This is a genomic window from Streptomyces sp. NPDC001513 (assembly GCF_042894695.1).
In the GTDB taxonomy this organism is placed as follows: Bacteria; Actinomycetota; Actinomycetes; order Streptomycetales; family Streptomycetaceae; genus Streptomyces.
The window spans coordinates 729,600-751,656 of record NZ_JBIAVU010000001.1 but is presented as its reverse complement, the minus strand read 5'-3'; the positions used below and the strand labels follow the sequence as shown (position 1 = coordinate 751,656).

Annotated in this window: 18 protein-coding genes and 1 riboswitch; of the genes, 5 read left to right on the top strand and 13 right to left on the bottom strand. The window is 72.7% G+C overall.

The features are described from left to right. Positions 1–68: 68 nt before the first annotated feature. From ACFYZ4_RS03410 to ACFYZ4_RS03385, 6 genes are all read right to left on the bottom strand, one after another. Positions 69–893, bottom strand: coding sequence for a metal ABC transporter solute-binding protein, Zn/Mn family (locus ACFYZ4_RS03410; RefSeq protein WP_390782857.1), 825 nt, complete (start codon positions 891–893; stop codon positions 69–71). Then, positions 851–1,717: a metal ABC transporter permease gene (locus ACFYZ4_RS03405; RefSeq protein ID WP_030719115.1), complete on the bottom strand. Its 867-nt coding sequence runs from the start codon at positions 1,715–1,717 to the stop codon at positions 851–853. Before ACFYZ4_RS03405 ends, ACFYZ4_RS03410 begins: the two co-directional genes overlap by 43 nt. After that, complete coding sequence (locus ACFYZ4_RS03400; protein ID WP_351303437.1) at positions 1,714–2,349, bottom strand: ABC transporter ATP-binding protein; 636 nt, start codon at positions 2,347–2,349, stop codon at positions 1,714–1,716. The genes ACFYZ4_RS03405 and ACFYZ4_RS03400 overlap by 4 nt, the downstream gene beginning before the upstream one ends. Before the next feature lie 164 nt (positions 2,350–2,513). After that, positions 2,514–3,038: a copper chaperone PCu(A)C gene (locus tag ACFYZ4_RS03395; protein WP_351303434.1), complete on the bottom strand. Its 525-nt coding sequence runs from the start codon at positions 3,036–3,038 to the stop codon at positions 2,514–2,516. Beyond that, positions 3,035–5,344: a heavy metal translocating P-type ATPase gene (locus ACFYZ4_RS03390; RefSeq protein WP_351303432.1), complete on the bottom strand. Its 2,310-nt coding sequence runs from the start codon at positions 5,342–5,344 to the stop codon at positions 3,035–3,037. The genes ACFYZ4_RS03395 and ACFYZ4_RS03390 overlap by 4 nt, the downstream gene beginning before the upstream one ends. Beyond that, on the bottom strand, positions 5,341–5,589 hold the full coding sequence (locus tag ACFYZ4_RS03385; RefSeq protein ID WP_351303429.1) for a hypothetical protein: 249 nt from the start codon (positions 5,587–5,589) through the stop codon (positions 5,341–5,343). Before ACFYZ4_RS03385 ends, ACFYZ4_RS03390 begins: the two co-directional genes overlap by 4 nt. A 203-nt stretch (positions 5,590–5,792) precedes the next feature. On the opposite strand from ACFYZ4_RS03385, the gene tsaD reads away from it, so the two are divergent. Continuing rightward, entirely contained in the window at positions 5,793–6,851 is a 1,059-nt protein-coding gene (gene tsaD / locus ACFYZ4_RS03380) for a tRNA (adenosine(37)-N6)-threonylcarbamoyltransferase complex transferase subunit TsaD (RefSeq protein ID WP_351303446.1), read from the top strand. 12 nt (positions 6,852–6,863) lie between these two features. Here the strand turns inward: tsaD and ACFYZ4_RS03375 are convergent, their stop codons facing one another. From ACFYZ4_RS03375 to ACFYZ4_RS03345, 7 genes are all read right to left on the bottom strand, one after another. Then, on the bottom strand, positions 6,864–7,745 hold the full coding sequence (locus ACFYZ4_RS03375) for an ABC transporter ATP-binding protein (RefSeq protein ID WP_390782917.1): 882 nt from the start codon (positions 7,743–7,745) through the stop codon (positions 6,864–6,866). Then, positions 7,715–8,779, bottom strand: coding sequence for a FecCD family ABC transporter permease (locus tag ACFYZ4_RS03370; protein ID WP_390782856.1), 1,065 nt, complete (start codon positions 8,777–8,779; stop codon positions 7,715–7,717). The genes ACFYZ4_RS03375 and ACFYZ4_RS03370 overlap by 31 nt, the downstream gene beginning before the upstream one ends. Before the next feature lie 59 nt (positions 8,780–8,838). Beyond that, a complete protein-coding gene (locus ACFYZ4_RS03365; RefSeq protein WP_390782855.1) occupies positions 8,839–9,843 on the bottom strand; it encodes an ABC transporter substrate-binding protein in 1,005 nt (334 codons plus the stop codon). A 582-nt stretch (positions 9,844–10,425) separates the two neighbouring features. Further along, a riboswitch (cobalamin riboswitch) is annotated at positions 10,426–10,652 on the bottom strand. After that, on the bottom strand, positions 10,650–13,394 hold the full coding sequence (locus ACFYZ4_RS03360) for a P-loop NTPase fold protein (RefSeq protein ID WP_390782854.1): 2,745 nt from the start codon (positions 13,392–13,394) through the stop codon (positions 10,650–10,652). Its footprint overlaps the riboswitch before it by 3 nt. A 52-nt stretch (positions 13,395–13,446) precedes the next feature. Continuing rightward, complete coding sequence (locus tag ACFYZ4_RS03355; protein WP_390782853.1) at positions 13,447–14,931, bottom strand: hypothetical protein; 1,485 nt, start codon at positions 14,929–14,931, stop codon at positions 13,447–13,449. A gap of 94 nt (positions 14,932–15,025) precedes the next feature. Then, positions 15,026–16,177 carry an agmatine deiminase family protein gene (locus ACFYZ4_RS03350; RefSeq protein WP_351292514.1) on the bottom strand — a complete coding sequence of 384 codons (1,152 nt, stop codon included), beginning with the start codon at positions 16,175–16,177 and terminating at the stop codon, positions 15,026–15,028. A 183-nt stretch (positions 16,178–16,360) separates the two neighbouring features. Then, on the bottom strand, positions 16,361–16,960 hold the full coding sequence (locus ACFYZ4_RS03345; RefSeq protein WP_384346125.1) for a TetR/AcrR family transcriptional regulator: 600 nt from the start codon (positions 16,958–16,960) through the stop codon (positions 16,361–16,363). Between the two features lie 111 nt (positions 16,961–17,071). Between ACFYZ4_RS03345 and ACFYZ4_RS03340 the strand changes: the two genes are divergently transcribed. From ACFYZ4_RS03340 to ACFYZ4_RS03325, 4 genes are all read left to right on the top strand, one after another. Further along, positions 17,072–18,754, top strand: a complete 1,683-nt coding sequence (locus ACFYZ4_RS03340) for a serine/threonine-protein kinase (RefSeq protein ID WP_390782852.1) — start codon at positions 17,072–17,074, stop codon at positions 18,752–18,754. Positions 18,755–18,842: 88 nt separating this feature from the next. Next, positions 18,843–20,015 carry an agmatine deiminase family protein gene (locus ACFYZ4_RS03335; protein WP_390782851.1) on the top strand — a complete coding sequence of 391 codons (1,173 nt, stop codon included), beginning with the start codon at positions 18,843–18,845 and terminating at the stop codon, positions 20,013–20,015. 74 nt (positions 20,016–20,089) lie between these two features. Continuing rightward, positions 20,090–20,671: a TetR/AcrR family transcriptional regulator gene (locus tag ACFYZ4_RS03330; protein ID WP_390782850.1), complete on the top strand. Its 582-nt coding sequence runs from the start codon at positions 20,090–20,092 to the stop codon at positions 20,669–20,671. 309 nt (positions 20,672–20,980) lie between these two features. Further along, positions 20,981–22,015, top strand: a complete 1,035-nt coding sequence (locus ACFYZ4_RS03325) for an agmatine/peptidylarginine deiminase (protein ID WP_390782849.1) — start codon at positions 20,981–20,983, stop codon at positions 22,013–22,015. Positions 22,016–22,057 lie beyond the last annotated feature (42 nt).

The window sequence follows — 22,057 nt, the reverse complement described above, 5'->3', positions numbered from 1 at the left end:
ACCGCAACAGGGGAGGGCACGCGTTCCACGCGTGCCCTCCCGTGTGCGTCATGCCTTCCGGCGCCCGGTCAGGGGGCGCCCATGGCCTTCTTCAGCTCGGCCGCCGCGTTGCGGTAGACCGGCAGCAGGTCGAGGTCCTCGCCCGGGTAGTTGACGATCTTGACCTGCTTCGCGCCGGAGTCGGGCAGGACCGTGCCGGTGGACATGTGCGCGTTGTCCAGGACGAGCGCCGGCTTCTTCGCGGACAGCTCCGCGAGCTGCGACGGGGTGACGGCCTCCGGCCCGAACGTGCCGACGGGCGTGGCCCCGGCGAGCTTCGCGGCCCAGGCGGTGAAGACCTGGGTGACCACGGAGGGGCTCTTGCCGCCGGGCCAGGCCGCCTGGACGTCCTTGTTCAGCTTCGCGTACTCGGTGTCGAAGCCGCTCTTCCACTGCGTGGCGGCGTCCGCCGTGCCGAAGAGGGCGCCCAGCTTGTCGACCTCGGCCTTGACCTTGTCGGGGTCGTTGTCGAGGTTGACCTCGACCAGCTTCGCCTTGGAGCCCGCCGCCTCCTTGATCTTCGCCGCGTACGGCTCGAAGGGCGCGTAGAGCACGAAGTCGGCCCTGGCGACGGCGGCGAGGTCCGAGGGCTTCGGGTCGTAGTCGGGGGCGTGGTGCACGGACTGCGGGACGATGACCTTGACGTCCTGGGCGCCCGCGGCCCGGGCGAAGGCGCCCTCCCAGGTGGTGGTCACGACCACCACGGGCTTGGTCTTGGCGGCCGGGGCGCCGGCCGGCGCCGGGCTGTCGGCCGCTGCGCCGGTGCCGGTGTCGTCTCCGCAGCCGGCCGTGGTGAGGAGGACCGCCGCGCTCAGTGCGAGGAGGGAAGGGATACGGCCGCGGGTGCGCGCCATGTGCTGATTCTCCGTTCGGGTATGAAGTGCACGGCGAGGACGAGTGCCCCCGCGGTCAGGACGAGGACCGGGCCGGGAGGCCAGTCCAGCCACAGGGCCAGCAGGAACCCCGTCAGGTTGACGACGATGCCGATGCCGACCGCCCAGAGGGTGATCGACCGCAGCGAGCTGCCGAGGCGGCGGGCCGCGAGCGCGGGCAGCAGGGTCAGCGCGTCGACGAGCAGGGCGCCGGTGAGTTTGATGGCGCCGGCGACCGCGACGGCGACGAGGACCAGGAGGACCGCGGTCAGCGCCCGCACGGGCACGCCGGAACACTGGGCGAGTTCGCGGTCGTAGAGGAGCAGGCCGATCTCGCGGCGCCGCCACCAGAACAGGCCGGGGACCACGACGGCGAGCACCCCGAGGACCACGAGATCGGCCGTGCCCACCGACAGGATCGACCCCCAGAGCAGGGCGAAGGCGCCGGAGGCGTTGACGCCCGACACGGCGAGCAGGAGGAGGGCCGCCGCGATGGCCAGACTCATCAGCAGCCCCATCGCCCCCGACAGCCCGTCCGGGGTACGGGCGAGCGGTGCGACGCCCGCGCCGGCCAGGGCGCAGGCCACCAGCGCGCACAGCATGGGGTCGAGGCCGGTGAGCAGGCCGACCGCGATGCCGAGCAGGGCCACGTGCATCATCGCGAACCGGACCGGCATGATGTCGAGCCCGACGATGACCACCCCGATCACGGGCAGCCCGACGGCGGCCAGCAGCAGGGCGATGCCCGCCCGCTGCACGGGCAGGAGTTGCAGGAGTGCGCCGAGGTCGGCGGTGGCGAGTGTCACCGGACCTCCCGCAGCCGGCCCGCGGCCATCTCCAGCACCCGGTCGCAGCGCTCCGCCAGCGCGCGGTCGTGCGTCACCACGACGAGGGTCACCGGCAGGGAGGTGAGGACGTCCGCCGCCTCCTCCTGCCCGTCGAAGTCGAGGGCCGCGGTGGGTTCGTCGGCCAGGAGCACCTGGGCCCCGGCGGCGACACAGCCGATCGCCCGGGCCAGGTACATGCGTTGCAACTGCCCGCCGGAGAGGGTGTGCAGCGGCCGCCCGGTCAGCGGACCCACCCCCAGCCGGTCCGCGGCCTCGGCCGCGTCCTCCGCGGCGCCGCTGCTCGCCAGCAACTCGGCGCCGAGCAGCGGGAAGCGCCCCGCGGCCGGCTTCTGCGGGATCCAGGCGCAGGCGCGGCGCCGCCAGGCCCACTCCGCGGCCGAACCGGTGCCGCGTCCGCCGACCGTGATCGCGCCCGACACCTGCCGGTGGAGGCCGAGCACGGCACGCAGCAGCGTGGTCTTGCCCGAACCGTTCGTTCCGGTCAGGGCCACCCGCTCACCGGCCGCGATCTCCAGATCCACATCGGCGACGGCCTCCACCCGGCCGTGCCGGCAGGCCACTTCGCGCATGTGGACGTCCAGCCCGCCCATCTCTCGTCCCTCGATCCTCTGCAGCAGGATGACTTCGGCGCAGTGTCCGCCTCGTACGTGGCAGTAGTCGGCCGGCGCGGGCTCCGGGTTCCCGCGATCGGCGAAATGGACGAGATCGACGAGATTCGACGAGATCCGTGCCGCATTCCGTGACGGGAGGCGGCTCAGCTGCCCGGCCGTACGACGAACGCCACGGCCTGCACGGGCCCGCTCTCGCGGAAGTGCAGGACGAAGGGCACGGCGTCCCCCACCTGCCAGCGGCCCTTGACCGTCATCATCACGTCCAGCGTGCTCGGGGTCATCTGCAGCGTCGAACCGGCGGGGATCTCCGTCGAGCCGACCATGCGCATGGAATCCGCTCCCGCGGCGCTCACGTGCCGGCTCAGCATCACCGCCTCGACGACCGGAGAGGTCACGGAGACCAACTGGTCCCCGGACCCACCGGTGTTCGTGATCCGGAAGAACGCCGCGGTGCGCTCCTTGTCGGCGTACGGCAGGAAGACCCGCCCGATGCCGACCTCGATCCGGGCCGGAGTGCCCGCGGCCCCCGCCGTGGTCCACGCGGTCAGCCCGACCAGGGCCGTGAGACACGCGGTCACCGGTGCCAGTACGGCGATCAGTCCTTCGCGCAGCCGGCGGCCGCCGGGCGACTGCTCGGCCGAGGAGGTGGGGGAGAGAGGATCGGTCATCGCTGAAAACCCTTTCGGCGGGGACGGGGTGACATACCGCCGTGGCGCTTCGGCACGGGCTGCCAGGCCCGCAGGCGCAGACTGTTGCCGACCACCAGCAGCGAACTGGCCGACATCGCGGCGGCGGCGACCATCGGGTTGAGCCAGCCGACCGCGGCCAGGGGCACGGTGACCGCGTTGTAGCCGAACGCCCAGACGAGGTTGGCGCGGATCGTCCCCAGGGTGCGACGGGCCAGCCGGACCGCGTCGGCCACCGCCTCGATGTCACCGCGCACCAGCGTCACGTCGGCGGCGCCGATCGCCACGTCCGTACCGCTGCCCATCGCGATGCCGAGATCGGCGCGGGCCAGGGCGGCGGCGTCGTTCACCCCGTCGCCGATCACCGCCACCCGGCGGCCCTCCTCCTTCAGGCGCGTGACCAGCTCGGCCTTCCCCTCCGGAGTGCAGCGGGCGTGGACCGCGGAGATGCCGAGCTGCGCGGCGACCGCCAGGGCCGTGGCATCGCGGTCACCGGTGGCCAGCACCGGTTCCACTCCCAGCCGGCGCATCCGGTCCACGGCGCGGTAGCTCCCGGGCCGCAGCACGTCCCCGAGGGTGATCAGGGCCTCGTCGAAGCCGTCCACCCGGACCAGGACGGGAGTGAGCACGGCCGCCTCCGCCTCGGCCAGCGCCTGCGCCAACGACTTCGGCAGGCCGTCGTCCGGAGAGAGCAGGTCGATGCGCCGGCCCTCCACGAGCCCCGTGACCCCCACCCCGGCCGTCGCCAGGAAGTCGGTGACCGGGGGCAGCGTGCCCCCGGGCAGCGCGCGCTGCGCGTACGCGGCGAGGGCGCGGCCCAGCGGATGCTCCGAGCCCTGCTCCACGGCCCCGGCCAGGCGCAGGACCGCCTCGCGCCCGATGCCGCCGCTGACCGCGGTGACCTGGACGACGCTCATGTGTCCGGTGGTGAGCGTGCCGGTCTTGTCCAGGACCACGGTGTCGACGTGCCGCAGTGCCTCCAGCGCCTGCGGACCGCTGACCAGCACGCCCAGCTGCGCGCCCCGGCCGGTCGCGGCCAGCAGCGCGGTGGGCGTCGCCAGCCCCAGCGCGCACGGACAGGCGACGACGAGGATCGCCACCGCCGCGGTCACGGCCGCCTGCGGATCCGCCCCGGCGCCGAGCCAGAAACCGAGCACGGTGACCGCAAGGGCCAGGATGACCGGGACGAAGACCCCCGCCACGCGGTCGGCGAGCCGCTGGGCCCGCGCCTTGCCCGCCTGCGCTTCGGTGACCATGCGGGTGATCCGGGCGAGCTGGGTGTCCGCACCGACCGCGGTGGCCCGTACGAGGAGCAGTCCACCGGCGTTGACGGCGGCGCCCACCACCTTCCGGTCGGGCCCCACTTCCACGGGATCGCTCTCACCGGTGACCAGGGACAGGTCCAGGGCCGAGCTGCCGGAGACCACCACACCGTCGGTGGCGACCCGTTCGCCCGGCCGTACGAGGAACTCCTGCCCCACCCGCAGTTCTTCCACGGGGATCAGCCGCTCCCGGCCGTCCTCGCGCACGGTCACGTCCTTGACGGCGAGCCCGGCCAGTGAGCGCAGGGCCGCGCCGGTGCTCCGCCGGGCCCTGCCCTCCAGATGGCGGCCCGCCAGGACGAACAGGGGAACTCCGACGGCGGCTTCCAGGTAGACGTGCGCGACCTCCCCGCCCGCCGAGGGGAGGAAGGTGAACGGCATCCGCATGTCCGGATCGCCGGCGCCGCCGAGGAACAGCGCGTACAGGGACCAGGAGAACGAGGCGAGGACCCCCAGGGAGACCAGGGTGTCCATGGTGGCCGCCGCGTGCCGCAGCCCGCGTGCTGCCCGCAGGTGGAACGGCAGGGCGCTCCACACGACGACCGGAGCGGCCAGGGTGAGGCACAGCCACTGCCAGTTGCGGAACTGCAGGGCGGGCACCATCGACAGCACGAGGACCGGCAGGCAGAGCAGCGCGGTGATCAACAGCCGTTCGCGCTCCGCGCGTTCACCGTCCGCCGGCGGCTCCGCGGGCGGCACGGCCGGCTCACGCGGCGCGGCGGCCGGCGGGGGCGGGGGCGGTTCGGCGGTGTAGCCGGCGCGTTCCACCGCTGCGACCAGGTCCTGGACGCTCACGGCCGGCGGATGGCTCACCCGTGCCTTCCCGGTGGCGAGGTTCACCGTCGCGCTCACCCCGTCGATCCGGGCCAGCCGCTTCTCCACCCGGTTCACACAGGCGGCGCACGTCATGCCGCCGACGGTCAGATCGGTCGTCGTCAGGGTGCCGCCCGCCGTGTCCGCGGTCATCGGGCGCTCCCCGGATGCGTGCCGCCCATGCCGCCCGTGCCGCCGCCACTGTGCGAACCGCCGGTGGATCCCGTCCCGGTGCCGGTGCGGTGCAGGCCGGGGGCGACCGGCCCGGCGGCCGAACCCACCCCGTAGGAGAGGGCGAACAGCGCGGCCAGGAGCACGACGAAGCCGGCCAGGGCCGGTGGCGGCGCCCCACGCGGCCAGGCGCGGTCGGGGCGGGTCTCGGGTTGCCTTCCGGTCATCGGCTCTCCAGATCCTGGTACGTGTACGGCGCTGCGCCCGTCGTGGTCGTCCGCGCGGGAGCCGCCGGGGAGGTAGTCGTACGCGGTGCGGTCCGAGTTCCCGTCCGCCGCCGGTACGCGGTGGATCCGTTCGGCGGCGTACCTTATTGCGAGTAGTTTGCAATTGATCTGGATGTGCGAAAGAGGTTCCGGTGGGCTCTCCTGTGGTGCTGGGCATCGAGTCGTCGTGTGACGAGACCGGTGCCGGGATCGTGTCCGACGGGCGGCTGCTCGCCCACGTGGTGGCGTCGAGCATGGACGAACACGCGCGGTTCGGCGGGGTGGTGCCCGAGATCGCCGCCCGCGCCCACCTGCACGCCTTCAACCCCGTGGTACGGGAGGCCCTCGACCAGGCGGGGCTGCGGATCTCCGACATCGACGCCGTCGCGGTCACCACCGGACCGGGCCTCTCGGGCGCCCTGCAGGTCGGCCTGGCCGGGGCGAAGACCCTGGCCTACGCGGCCGGCGTGCCCCTCTACGGGGTGCACCACCTGGCCGGACACGTCGCCGCCGACACCTTGGAACACGGGCCGCTCCCCAACCCGTGCATGGTGCTGATCGTGTCGGGCGGGCACACCTCGCTCCTGTTCGTACGGGACCTCGTACGCGATCCGATCCTGCACCTCGGCGACACCGTGGACGACGCGGCCGGGGAGTGCTTCGACAAGGCGGCCCGGGTCTTCGGCCTGCCCTATCCGGGCGGGCCGGCCATCGACCGCGCCGCCCGCGGCGGCAACGGCTGCGCGGTGGCCTTCCCGCGCCCGCTGACGCGCCCCGGAGACGCCCCGTACGCCTTCTCCTTCTCCGGGCTGAAGACCGCCGCCGCGCGCTGGGCCGAGCAGCACCGCCTGCGCGGCGAGGAGATCCCGCTGGCCGACGGCGCCGCCTCCCTCCAGGAGGCCGTGGCGGACGTGCTCACCCGCAAGGCCCTGGCCGCCTGCCGGGAGTACGGAGTGCGCACGCTCGTCGTGGTGGGCGGGGTCGCCGCCAACTCCAGGGTGCGCGCGCTGGCGGAGGAACGGTGCGCGGCGGCCGGGGTCGAACTGCGGGTGCCCCCGCTCACCCTGTGCACCGACAACGGGGCGATGATCGCCGCCGTCGGTGACCTCCTGGTGCGGGCGGGCTCGGCTCCGGCGCAGCTCGACGTCTCGATCGACCCGTCGGCTCCGCTGGAGCACGCGGCCCTGCACCCCGTGGCCCGCACCGCGGCGAAGGTCGCCTGAACGGCGTGCCGGTCAGTCCCGGCGAACGGGCGGTTCCGGTCCCTCTCCTTCCGGTTCAACGCCGGCCAGCCGTTCCCAGCCGGGCAGGACGCTGACGAACGGCACCCCGGTGCGCGGATGTTCGATGACCTCCGCCTCGACCTCGTACACCTCGGACAGCAGCCGCGCCGTCAGCACCTCCTCGGGCGTTCCGGTGGCGACGACGCGGCCGCCCGTCATGACGCAGATCCGGTCACAGAACGCCGCGGCGAGGTTCAGGTCGTGCAGTGCGACGACGGCGGTGACGCCGAGCCCGCGCACGAGCCGGAGCGCGTCGAGCTGGTGACGCAGGTCCAAGTGGTTGGTCGGCTCGTCCAGCACCATGGTTCCCGTGCGCTGGGCGAGCGCGCGGGCGATCAGCACCCGCTGCTTCTCCCCGCCCGACAGCCGGTCGAACGGCGCGTGCGCGAGGGCGTCCACACGGAGTTCCGCCAGGGACCGCGTGATGATGTCGCGGTCGTCCGCGTCATCGCCGGCGAAGGCCCGCTTGTGCGGGGTACGGCCCATCGCCACCACGTCGTAGACGGTCAGTTCGAAGTCCCCGGCGGTCTCCTGGAGCACGGCCGCGAGCCGCTGGGCGAGCCGCTTGCCCGGCATCCGCCAGACGTCCTCGCCGTCGAGGAGGACCCGGCCCGAGGTGGGGCGCACCGCCCGGTACAAGGTGCGCAGCAGGGTCGACTTGCCGGCGCCGTTGGGGCCGACCAGGCCCACGACCTCGCCGGGCGCCGCGTGCAGCGACGCCCGGTGGACCAGCGCCCTGCCGTTCACCACGACGCCGACCTCCTCGACGCGCAGGGATCCGGGCTCTCCGATCGGTCGGTTGCTCACCCGGCCGCCTTTCGTCGCATCAGCCAGAGGAAGAAGGGACCGCCGACCAGGGCGGTGAGGATGCCGACGGGTATCTCCTCCGGGCTCATGAACGTCCGCGCGGCCAGATCGGCGGAGATCAGGAACGCCGCCCCCAGGAGGACCGCGGCGGGCAGCGCGCGACGGTGGTCGGCGCCCACGAGCAGCCGCACCACGTGCGGCATGATCAGCCCGACGAACCCGATCTGCCCGCTCACCGCCACGATCGTGCCGATCATCAGGGCCACCAGCGTGAACAGGGCGCCGCGGAACCGGTGCACGTCCAGACCGAGGGCCGCGGCCGCCTCCTCCCCGGCCAGCAGCAGGTTCAGCGGACGGCAGACACCCAGGAGGACGGCCGTCCCCAGCAGGACCGCCCCCACCGGGATCCACACCGTCGTCCAGGTGGTGCCGGCCAGCCCGCCGAGCATCCAGCGCAGCGCGGACTGCGTCTTGTGCGGATCGTTCGAGGTGACGATCAGGAAGCTGGCCAGCGCCGACAGCACCTCGGCCGTGGCCACACCCGCGAGGACCAGACGTACCGTCGTCATCCGCCCGCCGGAGCGGGCCAGGAAGTAGACGGCGACCAGAGCGGCCAGGGCCCCGCAGAACGCCGCCACCGGCAGGGTGAACAGCCCGAACATCGACAGGTTCAGGACCAGGACGAGCACCGCGCCGACCGACGCGCCCGAGGACACGCCCAGCAGCATCGGATCGGCCAGCGGATTGCGGACCAGCGCCTGCAGTGCCATACCGGCCACCGACAGACCCGCGCCGACCACCCCGGCCAGCAGCACCCGGGGGAGGCGGACGTCCACGACGATCGTCTCGCGCACCGGGGTCCACGTCGGCTCGGCGAGGGACGGGTGCACCCGGTGCAGCAGGATGCCCCACACCTGGTCGGCCGGGACACTGATCGAACCGGCCGCGATCCCGGCCGTGGCGGCGCAGACCACCAGGGCGCCCAGGAGGGCCAGCACCACGGAGTACGGGATCCCGGGGCGCCGCGCGGGCCGGCCCTCCTCGCGAAGGGCGGCCCCCACGTCCCCCGTGGCCTCCGGGACCGCCGGGGCTCCCGCCCCCGCCCGCGCCCCCGCCCCGGTCACTGGACGCGGCCCGGGTGGAGCTGACGCGCCAGCGACTCGACGGCCGCCGGCACCCGCACGCCGACCACCGTGGAGGACAGCGGCAGGACCGCGAACCGCTGGTTCCTGATCGCGGGCACGTCCTTCAGCGCCGGGTGGGCGAGCAGGAACTTCTTCTTGTCCTCGACGGACTGGTCGCCGTAGTCGTAGATGACGATGGCCTCGGGGGCGCGCTGCGCCACCTGCTCGAACGAGACGTCGCCGAAGGCCTTGTCCAGGTCGGCGAAGAGGTTCACCCCGCCGGCCCGCCGGATCATCTCGTTGCCGATGCCCTTGCCGCCGGCGGTGAAGGCCGTCTTGTCGCCGCTGTCGTAGACGAAGAGCTTGACCGGAGTGACCCCCGTGAGCTGGGACTCGACCTTGTCGAGGGTGGCGTGCAGCTTCCCCAGCCGCTCCTCGGCCCGCTCGGGTACCCCGAAGATCCTGGCGACCGTACGGATCTCCTCGTCCATGGTGGCCACGTCCACCGGACCGGTGGGGCACTCCTCGGCGTTGAGGCGGGTGTTGATCCCGGCCTTGGTGAAGGCGGCCCGGCTTCGGCCTTCCTTCTCGTCGAAGGTGGAGGTCCACCCGCCGTAGACGAAGTCGGGCTCGGCCTCCAGGAGCGCCTCGAAGGACGGGTACTCCTTGGAGAGGACCTTCACGCTGTCGTAGGCGGCCTGGTACTCGGGGAGGATCTTGTCGTCGAGATAGCCCGTCCCCACCATCGACTTCTCCAGTCCGAGGGACAGCATCACCTCGGTCGCGTGCTGGTTGAGCGATACGGCGCGCTGTGGTGGGCGCCGATAGGTGTTCGTCACCCCGCAGTTGTCCAGGGTGACCGGAAAGCCGGTCGCGTCCGCGGGTGTGGTGGCGGAGGGCGCGGCGGGTGCGGCGGGCGCGGCGGTGCCGCCGCAGCCGGATATCAGCAGAGCCACGGCCAGCGCGGACAGCACGGCTTTCGGGTGGTGGTTGCGGGGCATGGGTGGTCCTCTCACCGCGGATGGATCGAATGGTTCGGGGGGTACGGGGCGCCGGTTGGCTGCGCCGCTCGGGCCGGGTGCAGGGGGGCCGGTTGGGTCGGGGCCGGGCGCGCGCCGGGGTGTCTCCTCGGACGCCGAACGTTTCGAGGAGTCGGAGTACGGAGCCTTGTTGTGTTCGGCGCCCTGCGGGGATCACCCCGACACACACCCGACCCCGCCCCAACCGGCCCGGCTGCGCCGATCCTTCAGCCTCGCCGCGCAAATTCAGCCTCGCCGGCGTTTGAGGCGCGGGGTCCGGGGCGGAGCCCCGATCTTTGGGCCGCACCATCCGGCTGTGCCGCACCACTTCGGCCTCCGCCGCACAATCCAGCCCCTCCGGCGTTTGAGGAGCGGGGTGCGGGGCGGAGCCCGGCAGGGCAGCCGCACCGGCGGCCTAGGTGGGGATCGGTCCCGGCGGCAGGCCACCGGCGCGCACCGGCACCAGGCGGCACATCGGGTCCACGGCCAAAGTCTGATCGGCCACGTCAACTCTCCTTCGCGAGTCGCGGCAGAAAGGTCCCGGCACCGGGACCCCGCACGACACTTCGCCGCGCGGACAGTGGCAGGTCTTCGGACTCGCGGGCGCGCCTGTCGGTCTCCCAACAGTCACCTACTGGCCGTCGCTTCCCAGGACCGGCTCCGGTCCCAGTGCGTATGACGGCGGTCGTTCCCGCTCACCGCTGCGGGGCAGTCCCGGATTCCCACCGGGTTCCCTCTTACGACGCGTCCCGCCTGGCGGACGGGGGCGAACCAGCTGCACTCACACCCTACCCGCGGGCATGCCGGGGGCAGTCATGGCTGCGGGCGGGCGGGACCGTCGGCGGAAGGCCGGCGCCCGAGCCGTCCGTGAGCCGCCACGCGGTGCGGATGGTGCCGATCAGCTGTCGTGCGCTGTACGGGGACACCTCCAGCTCCTGACGGGCCTGGCCCAGGAGGTCCAGGTCCCCTTCCGGGCCTCGTGATGCCGCCTCGTCCCGCCGGCGGGCCAGATCGCCCTCGCCGAAGATGTCGAGCAGGGTCAGGGAGAACAGGACGTACGCCGATGCCTCGTCGATGAGGTTCCGGGCCGCCTCCGCGATCTCGGCGGCCGCTTCTTCTCCCAGGTGCCGGTGGAGATCGTGGAAGGCCACGTGTTCCAGGGCTTGTCTGAGCTCGGGGGAGACACAGGGGCAGCCGGCCCGCAGATGGCCCGTCAGGTTCCGGAAGGCGATGAGGAGCGCGCTGGTCCGCGGCGTCCACCGCTGCTTGCTCAGGAGCGTGCGGAACCCCGCGAGCGTGTCGGCGAGCTCCTCCAGGATCAACTGACGCGCGATGTCGGTGAGTTCGATGAGCCGGGTCTTGGACGTGATCTCGTCCAGGCGCAGGCCGTAGCGGATGAGATCCCTGGGTATTCCGCCCGAGAGGGCGTGCGTGAGCACCTTGTACGGCTCGGAGAGACCTGACGCCCGGCGCCCGAGGATCTTCTTGGACTCCTCCAGCGTGCACGGCAGGACGTGCACGATGTCGTCCAGCGAGCTGTCGGTGACGCCGCGGTGCGGAAGCCCCCGCCGTACGAAGGAAGCGCCGACGTCCTCGGCGACGGAGATCAGGTAGTGGACGTGGGGTACGCCCAGGATGGCCTTGATCTCGTTCAGGAACGCGAGCGCCTCGGTGTCGGAGCCCAGCCGGTCCAGCTCGTCGATCGCGATCACGACCCGCTCCTCCCGCCGGTGCTGCTCGGCGGCGATCCTCGTCAGCAGGTCACGGAAGTCGGAAACCAGCTCGGGGAAGTTCGGCGGCAGGGTGGACAGTGAGGAGGTGTGCGTGGTGAGGAGCTGTGCGGCCCCGGCGGTGACCGCGGAGGACGCCGTCTGTATGGTCTGCAGGCGGTACAGCTCGTCGCGGCAGGCCGTCACGAGGTACGGCACCGGGTCCGGAGGGGTCCAGGAGCCGGCTCTGACCAGCAGGAGTCCCGCGAGGAGACAGGCGAGCCGGAGGGGGTTCTCGGGGTCGGTCACGATCGCCTGTGCCACGGGCCTGGTGAGGAACAGCGCGAGCGACACCAGGAGCAACCCGGCCGCGATCCGGCCGCGGGCGACCGTGCCGAGGAGCAACCACCCCCGGAATTCCAACGGCCGATCAGGCATCAGATTCGCCATCGCGGTCGACACCAGGGTCAGCAGCAGGAGAGTCGGCAGGTCTTCGTCGAAGCCCGTCATGGCGCTGCGGACACCACGGTCGACGAGCAGCGAGCCGAGCGCGGCCAGGCTCAGCAGCGCGCCGATCGCGACGACCGCGTACCGGGCACCCCGGCGGAGGTCCGCCCACCGGCTCCACCGCCGAAGGCTCCACAGGGCGACGCCGACCATGACGGCGAGAACGGCCGTCCCGATCCGCTCGCCCCGCCAGACGTCCGCCACCACGTCGGCCGCCCGGTGCCCGTACTCCGCCGCGTGCGCGCGCACGGGACGTTCGTACCGGGTCGCGAGGGAGCGCGCGCTCGCGGCGAGGCCGAGGACGACGAGCGCGCCCGCCGCGAGTCCGAAGGCAAGCAGGGTGAGCGTCTTCCGGAGGGCGGGGAACAGGCGGCGCGCCGCCCTGCGCAGGGTCGAGAGCCGGACGAAGGCGGGCGGGTCGTAGCCCTGGTGGACGAGGTGGCTCTCGCACGTCCTGACGTAGAGGGACAGCAGGAAGTCGTACGGGGAGTAGGTGGCCGGTGCCTGTACGACGACCGCGAACCCGGCCTCGTTCGCGCAGGTTTCCAGGAGCGTCGACTTGCCCACGCCCCGGGAACCGCTGACCGCGATGGTGCCGCCGCTCTCCAGCTGGGTGATCTTCCGGGCGAGGCTCCGGGCCGCCGGACTGTCGATCACGTACTGCGGGCTGCGCGGGGAGCGCAGGCCGTCGTAGCTGTCGGCGAGGAGCAGCGAGTCGTGGTCCTCACCGAGCAGTGCTTCCACCACGCGGGCGACGAGCGGGCGCACTCCGTTCTCTTCGAGGTCCCGGCGCCAGGCGGCGGCGGCCCATGCGGTTCTCCTGCTCAAGAGGAGGGCGGCCGGCCGCAGTCGCCATTCCCGGAGGTTCAGCAGGACGCTCATGCGCCACACCGGGTGCCGCCACACCGCGGCGGCGGTCAGGAGCGGGACCACGGCGGCGGCCAGCGCCGTGGCCCAGGACGCGAAGGCGAGGAACAGGAGCGTCAGCAGCGTGGTCGAGCCGAGCAACACGGTGGCCGGATGCGTGCCGTTGCGCAGGTAGTCCAGCCGTCGGCCCAGCCGTTGATCCCGTTCGAGCAGGGAACGGAAGCGCGCCTGGGTTTCCCGGCAGGGTTCCACGGCACGTGAGACGTTGGCCTCGGTGAGCATGGCCGCACGGGTGCTTTCGGCGGTCGCCTGCGGACGCACGCCGAGGCGCCGCGCGGTGGCCGGTTCGGCTACGCAGGCGTCCACCGCCGCGAGGTACACCGCCGCTTCCCCCTCCGAGGCGAAGAAGTCGGCGACCTGCCATGCGGGGCGCGGGCGGTGTCGGGGCATGGACGCAGAGCCTTTCGGGAGGGGCGACGGTCGGCACGGCCGGGCGGGCCGGTCAGGACGAGGTGCGCACGCGTATGAGTTGCCGCCGCGAGATGCGCGTGCCCCGCTCGTGCCTGATCCGGAAGAACGCGCGGAGTCCTGGTTCGTCCTTCGAGCCGTCGTCGTCGTACGTCACGGCGGGGCTGCCCCCGTCGTCGAGCAGCCGGCCGACGTACTCGGCGAGCGTCGTGGGCCCCGAGCCGCCGTATCCCCAGGACAGCCCCGGGGCGTCCATGACGGGAGCCGGGTACAGCATGCCGTCGCCGGTGCGCACCCAGATCGGCTCGTCGAGGACGACCTCCTTGAGGACGGAGCCGGCGGGAAGACGCTTGGGCGCCCGTCCGATGTAGGTGATCTCCCGGGCGGCACGGAAGCGGAACTTTCCCTTGACGGCGACCACGGGGCTGCCGGTCGCCGGATCGACGAAGGTCCCGACGGTGTCGTGGTCCTCCTCCCAGACCCGATGGAGCGCGGTGGGCGGCACGGCCCGCAGCCGGTTGATCCACTCGGCCGCGGCCCGGGTGACCTCCGTCCGCATCACGTGGAACGTGCCGCCGTACGGAAGGTCTTCGGCGCCGCTCCACCCGCTGACCTGTTCCAGGCACTCCACCGCCAGGTCGTCGGTGCGTGCGCAGAGCTCGGCGAGTCCGGCGCCGACGACGTCCTCTGTCGCGACCTGCGCGAGACCGGGGTCGGCCGGGTCCGGTACGGCCGGGAACACCATGGAGGCCGTCGCGGACCGCTTCCAGGCGCGGAGGTGCTCCATCTCCGTGGCGGCGCTCTCCGCTGCTTCGGCCCGGATCCGGTGACCGATGGTGAAACAGGCGTGCCGGAGCGGGGAACCTTCGGGCTCCTGATCCGCCAGCGCGTAGAGCGGCTCCCAGGAGGGGCGGGTGATCACCTCCACCGGCCGGGGTTCGTCCCCGGGCCGCCATCCGGTCAGGTGCTCCTCGCGGCGCAGCGAGTCGGGCCACCACGGGACGGGGGTCCCCAGTCGGGCGGCCAGTTGTGCCCAGGAGGGGGCGTAGACGAGTTCGGGCCGGTCCCGGTCCACCGCTCGCAGCCCGGGTCCGTCGAGGTCGTAGGCGTACTCGACGACGACGAAGGTGTCGGCGTCGTCATGGACGTCGAGGAGCTCGCTCTCCGCGTCGAGCCCGCCGTGCAGGGGATAGACGACGGCGATGACGCCCGCGGGCGTTCGCCACAGCCCGGCGAAGAGCTCGGTGTCGACGGCCGTGTCGTCCTCGGGGGTCCGGTACGCACCGCCGAGGTAGCGGGCCGGGGCGGGAGGCGCCGGGCGCAGCAGGAGGGGGCCCTTGCCCGCCAGGCCGGGATGCGCGGTGGCGAGCCAGGCGCCGAAGGCGCGCCCTGACCACACCGTCTCGCCTTCGGTGTGGGCGGGATCGATCGGGGCGATCATGCCGGTGGTGATGCGTGACCACGCGGCCTCCGAGAGGCGGAACACATCCCTCAGCTCCGCCTCGGTGAGCTTCTCCAACTCTCCCCTCCTCCATGTCCCCTTGAAGCTCTCCATCATGGGGGAGGGGTCTGACAACGCGCTCCGCGGACTGTCGTTCGTATCGGCCGGGTGGTCAGGCCGCGGGCTTGCCGGGCTGGTCGTGGGTCGAGCAGTGGATGCCGCCGCCGCCCGACGCGATCGTGTCGATCGCGACCGGCACGACGTCCCGCTTCGGGAAGTGCTCCTGGAGGATGCCGCGGGCCTTGTCGTCGGCCTTGCGGTCCCCGAACTTGGGCATGAAGACGGCGTCGTTGGCGATGTAGAAGTTGGCGTACGTCGACACGAAGTCGTCGCCCTGGCCCGTGATCCTGTTCAGGTCGGGCTGGGGCAGGTCGATGACCTCGAAGCTCCGGCCGCGCGCGTCCGTCGTCTTCGACAGGACGGACTTGGCCTGGTCGGCGGAGCGGGACCAGGAGTCCGGCGGGGTGCTGGGGTGCGCGCGGTCCAGCAGCACCACACCCGGCGCGGTGAAGCGGACGAGGCTGTCCACGTGGGCGTCGGTGATGTCCTCACCGCGTACGCCGGCCAGCCACACCACCTTCTCGACGCCCAGGGTCTGCTTGAGCTCGGCCTCGATCGTGTCCCGGTTCTTGCCCCGGTTGCGGTTGTCGTTGACGATCGAGCTCTCGGTGATCAGCAGGGTGCCCTCGCCGTCGGGCTCGAAGGATCCGCCCTCGGCGACGAGCGGGGCCTGGGTCCGGGGGATCCCGTACTTCTGGAGCAGGGTGCGGCCGACCGCCCCGTCGTTCTTGTGCTCCTGCTTGTTGCCCCAGCCGTTGAAGTTGAAGTCGACACCGACGACCTTCCCGCCCTCCTCGACGAAGACGGGAACGGTGTCACGCGCCCACAGGTCGTCGACCGCCAGCGGGATCACCTCGACCTGCGATCCACAGGCCCGCTGGGCCGCGTCCACCTGATCGGGCCGGGCCATCATGACGACCGCCTCGTACTCCCCGACGGCCCGGGCGATCCGCGCGATGTCCTCGCGTACGTAGGGCAGGTCCTCCTCCCAGACCGATGCCAGGGCCGGCCAGGACATGAAGGTGCGGGTGTGGCTCTCCCACTCGGCGCCGAGGCGACGCTTGCCGCCCGCGGCGGCGGGCTGAGAGGAGCCGGCGGTGGCTCCGTTGGCGGAGGGGCCGCAGGCCGAGGCGCCCGCGACGATGGCGCCGATTCCGGCGAGGGTGCGAAGGACGGTCCGACGGGTGGGGGGCAGGAAGGACACGGGGGACTCCGATCGTGGGCTGGCGGAAGGGGTGCATCCGGCCAGGGCGGGCGCGAAGGTGTGGCGTAGGCGGACAAACCGGGCCCTACGAACAAGACTGCGCGCTCCGCGCCGCGAACGGCCGCTCTACATGGAGAGTGATGCGGCCTCGTGTCGTCACTGTCGCACTGACTGGAAATTCAGTCAATTCGTGGAGGCGAGGGAACCCAAACGCCCTATTTCCACTCCGATCGCCTCGCGCAGCAGGCCGCGGGCGTGTTCGAGGGGGAGTAGTCCGCTGAGCCAGCGGACGCTCAGCCCCTCCAGTAGGGCGGTCAGCCGCTCGGCGGCGGCCGTGGCCGCGCCGGCCGGCGCGGCCGGGCACAGCTCGGCGAGGTGGCCGGCGACCTCCGCCACCCAGACCGCCCCCGCCGTGGCGAGGTCCTCCCGCAGCTCCGGGTCGAAGACCGAGTGGGCCCGCAGCTCTCCCCAGGCCGTACTGTTCTCGCGGACCTCGGGTAGGTCCTGGAACTCCAGCAGCAGGGTCTGTTCCAGGAGCAGCCGCGGATCGGACGGCCGGGCCGCGACCTGGCCCTCTCCCGTCGCGGTGTAGCGGTCCGCCCGGTCCCCGATGAACGCCAGCGCGTGCCGCAGGATGCCGGGCCGGTCCTTGAAGTGGTAGTAGATCAGGGCGGTGGACACGCCGGCCTCGGCCGCCAGGTCCGCCACCCGCAGCCCGCGGACGCCGCGGCGCGCGATGACCCGCGCGGCGCCCTTGAGGATTGCTCGTCTGCGGTCGGTCACTGTGTGATCCCTCCTGGCCGTGTGCGTCTCGCATTGTCACACATTGACTGAAAGTTTAGTTAGCGGCACGATGCGCCCAGATCATTGCCGCAACGTTGAAAGAGCCACCGCATGCCCGAGCAGCCCCCCGGCGTACCGCCCACCCCCACGGCGCTGTCCGCCGACGACCCCTACGAGATCGGCGGCTACCGCCTCCACGCCCGTCTCGGCTCCGGCGGAATGGGGGTGGTCTACCTCGCGTACACGCCCGGGGGCCGCCCCATCGCACTGAAGGCCGTCCGCGGGGAGTTCGCCGCGGATCCCGAGTTCCGCGAGCGGTTCGCCCAGGAGGTGGCCAGCGCCCGCCGGATCCACGGCCTCTTCACGGCCCAGGTGGTCGACTCCGGGGTCGACGACCGCACGCCGTGGCTGGCCACGGCCTATGTGCCCGGCCCGTCCCTGCACGAGGTGGTGCGCAGACACGGACCGCTGCCGGTGCGCACGGTCCTGCTGCTGGTCGCGGGCATCGCCGAGGCGCTCCAGGCCATCCACCGGGCGGGCGTCGTCCACCGCGACCTCAAGCCGGCCAACGTGCTGCTCGCCGGGGACGGCCCCCGAGTGATCGACTTCGGCATCGCGCGCGCGGCGGACGCGGCCGCCCTCACCGGGACGGGGCTGCGGATCGGCACCGCCGCCTTCATGGCGCCCGAGCAGGCGCTGGGGCAACAGGTGACACCGGCGACCGATGTCTTCGCCCTCGGAACGCTGGCCGCGTACGTGGCGGGAGGGGTTCCGCCCTTCGGGAACGGGCCGGAGTCCGGCGCCCTCTACCGGGTGGTCCATGAGCTTCCCGACCTCACCCGCGTACCACCTGACCTGCACGAACTGATCTCGTGGTGCCTGGCCAAGCGTCCCGGGGACCGCCCCACCACCGTCGAGCTGATGGCGTCCGTGCACGCGCACCCCGAGGTGGGGCCGCGGCCGGAGTTCACGGACGGCTGGCTCCCCCGTCCGGTCCGGGAGGAGGTCGCGGGGCCGGGCGACGCCGCCCCGCCGGCTCCACGCGTCGACTCCTTCGCCCCGACGGCCACGGCCGCCCACCCGGCGGCCCCCGGCGCCCCGGCCCCGGCCCCCACCCGGGCCGCCCCGCCCGCGCCCGCCTCCGTACCCACCCCGATACCCGCTCCGGTGGGGGCCCCTGCGCCGGGTACCCGTCGCCGTCCCGCTCGGCGCGGGCGGCTGCCGGCGGTCGCTCTGGCGGTGGCCGCGACCCTGCTGGCCTGCGGCGGAGCCGTGTACTACTTCGACGACCCCGTGGCCGGGGGAGAAGACCCGGACGCGGGACCGGCCGTCGGATCGACACCGTCGGTCGGCGACGGGTCGACGCCGTCGGGGGGCGGCGGGTCGGCACCGTCGGGCGGCGGATCGACACCGCCCACCGGCCCCGCCTACCTGCCCGGCTATACGAAGTCCCAGCTCACCGCCCCCGACTCCGGCTACGAGTTCGATCTGGGGGCGGGCCGGGTGGTGCCCGCCGAGACGGCCGCCTGGTACCTGGCCCGCGACGGCCGGGCCTTCCTGCCGTCCGAGGAGTCGGACGCCTTCGTCGCCGACGGCGCCGCGCTGACCCCGGCCGACTGCGTACGGGGCATCGAGTCGCGTCCCGCCGGCGCACTGCCCTTCGGCACGCTCGGCCCGGCGCGGCCGTTCTGCGTGCGCAGTCCGGACCGGAGCGAGATCGCCATCGTGCGGCTGGTCGCCGCGCCCGCCGACGGCTCGGTCACGATCGCGGTCGACCAGTACCGACGGAGCTGACACCCCTGACAAGGCTTGACTGAATTTTCAGTTAACGCAAGGATGCCGAGTCATCCCGCCCGTTCACCCCTCAGGGAGACCCATGGACATGCCCAGCACCACCCGCCGCCAACTGCTCCGGTTCGGAGCGGCGGCAGTGCCGCTCGCCGCCCTCGGCCCGGTCCTGCCCACCGCCGCGCACGCGGCCCCCGCCTCCGCCGCCGCCCCCGAAGGAGGTTCCGCGACCCTGCGGATGCCCGACGAGGGCGAGCGCCACGTCCGTACCTACATGTCCTGGCCCGCGCTCTCCTCGGTGTGGGGCAACAAGCTGGAGGCGGTGCGCGGCGACATCGCCGACGTCGCGTACGAGATATCGCGCTTCGAGCCGGTCGTGATGCTGGCCCGCCCCGGGCAGGCCGCCGAAGCCCGCTACCGCTGCGGGCGCGGTGCCCGCCACGCCGTCGACGTCATCGAGATCCCCAACGACGACCTGTGGATCCGCGACTTCGGCCCCAGCTTCGTCGTGGGCCCGGGAGCCGTCGCCGGTGTGGACACCAACTTCAACGGCTGGGGCAAGACGGGCACGCCGTACGCCCAGCCGTTCGCCAACGACGCGGCGGCCGCGGGCATCCTCCTCGACGAGTACGGGGTGCGCCGGATCCGCGCCGGCTTCGTCGGCGAGGGCGGCTCGCTGGAGACCGACGGTGAGGGAACCCTGCTGGCCACGGTCAGTTCGCTGGTGAACGCCAACCGCAACCCGGGCATGAGTCAGGAACAGGTCGAGCAGGCCCTGAAATCGGCGCTCGGCATCGACAAGGTCATCTGGGTCCCGGGGCTAGCCGGGCAGGACATCACCGACTGCCACATCGACTGCCTGGCCCGCTTCACCGCCCCGGGGCGGGTCATCCTGGACAAGCCCGGAGCCGGCGCGGACCGCAAGTGGATCGCCGTCTACGAGGAGACCAAGCGGGCCCTGGAGAGCGCCACCGACGCCCGCGGCCGCCGTCTCACCGTCACGGAACTCCCCGGCCCCGACCGCCGCCTCATCCGCGGCGGGGGAGCGGAGTTCCTGTCCAGCTACACCAACTACTACACCGCGAACGGCGCGGTCATCGCCCCGCAGTTCGGCGACGGCCACGCCGACGGCCTGGCGTACGCCATCCTGCAGGCCGCGTACCCGGGCCGGCAGGTGGTCCAGGTCGGCATCGACCACATCGCCGGCGGGGGCGGTGGCATCCACTGCGCCACCCAGTCGCACCCCGCCGTCCCGCCGGCGGCCTGATGCCCGCCGCCGCCCGAACTCCCGGTGACGGCCCGTGTGCACCTGTTCGGGAGGGCCCCGGTAAGGTGCGGGGCATGGCGTCTCGCAGCACTCAGATCCTCGAAGCGGCCGCACGGGTGATCGCCCGGCGCGGGGTCCGCGGGCTGCGCGTGGAGGAACTCGCGGCCGAGGCCGGGGTCTCCACCGCCCTGATCTACTACCACTTCAAGGACCGTACGGGGGTCCTGCGCCAGACCCTCGAATTCATCAACGACCGCGCCGAGCGCTACACCACCGACCGCGACCCGGACGACCCTCCGCTCACCCCTCGGGAGGAGCTGGAGGAAACCTTGCTCCTGGAGCTTCAGGACACCGCGGAGGTACGGGAGAACAGCTCGGCCTGGGGCGAACTGCGGGCCAGCGCCGTCTTCGACGAAGTGCTGCGTGAGGATCTCGCCCGGGCGACCCTGGTGTGGGTCCAGGAGGTCGCCGCGCTGCTGGGCCAGGTCCAGCCGATGGCGCCCGCCTCCTCGCTCGCGGCCGCGGCCGAACGGCTCACCGCCCTCCTGGAGGGGCTCAGCATGCGCTGGCTCAGCGGTGGCATCCAGATCGGTCACGCGCGGGAACTCATGCGCGGGGCCGTCTACGCCGAACTGGCCGGGCTCCGGCACAGCTGACGTACCCGGGTCGCCCCGCCCCGCGGGGGCCCTGGACCTTTCGTTGTCCCATCTATTGACTGAATTTTCAGTCAATGTCAAAGTGAGGACCAGCCGCCGCCGGCCCGCAGAGCCCCGCTCCCGCCCTCCCGTGGGCCCAGGTGTCCACGCCGGCCATGACCCGCCCCCGCTCTCCGTCCCGCCGCCACGGTCCCGGCGCTCCGCGCACCTCTGAGGGCTTCCTCCGGCCCGCCGTCATCTCGCACGGATCGACCCTTGACTGAATTTTCAGTCGGATGAAAGACTCCACCGAAAGAAATGAGACAGTCGATGTCCGAATATCGTATGCCTGCCGAGTGGTCCGAGCACGAGGGCTGCCTGATGGCCTGGCCCACCCGCGAGGACCTGTGGGGAAGCGTGCTGGCCGACGTGAAGGAGGAGTACGCCGACGTCGCCCGTGCCATCGCGGCCTTCGAGCACGTGACGATGGTCGCCCCGCCCGGCCACGGCGAGGACGCCCGCGCCCACTGCGGCCAGGACACCCCCGGCATCACCGTCATCGAGCTGCCGCTCGACGACTCCTGGTTCCGCGACTGCGCCCCGCTCTTCGTCCTCGACGCCGACGGCAACCGCGCCGGCGTGGACTTCCGCTTCAACGCCTGGGGCGGCAAGCACCACCCGTTCGACGCCGACGACCGCGTCAGCGCCCTGCTGCTGGAGCACGTCGGAGTCGACCGCATCGCCTCCGACATGATCCTCGAAGGCGGCGCGATCACCGTCGACGGCGAGGGCACCCTCATCACCACCGAGCAGTGCCTGCTGCACCCGAACCGCAACCCCGGCATGAGCCGCGACGAGATCGAGGCCGAGCTGAAGGCCCGGCTCGGCGTCACCAAGGTCATCTGGCTTCCGTACGGCGGCCTGCTCGACACCGAGACCGACGGCCACGTCGACGGCGTCTGCGCCTTCGCCGCGCCCGGCACGGTCGTCGTCTCCCTGCCCGACAACCCCAACCACCCCGACTACGCCCGGATGCGCGCCAACCGTGCGGTGCTCGAAGCCGCCACCGACGCCCGGGGCCGCCGGCTGGAGATCGTCGACGTACCGCAGACGGCCTTCGCCGACGTAGCCGACGGCGAGATCGAGGTGTCCTACCTGAACTACTACGTGGCCAACGGCGGCGTCGTCGTCCCGGTGGCCGGCCTCGCCCAGGACGAGGACGCCCTCGCCGTCATCGCCTCCGCCCACCCCGGCCGCAAGGTCGTCGGCGTACGGGCGCTCGCCATCGCGTTCGGCGGCGGCGGGGTCCACTGCATCACCCAGCAGATCCCCGCCGCACGCACCGGCGCGAACGCCGCCGGCTGACCCGGGCTCCCGCCGTTCCCGGCGGACCGACCCGGAGCCACC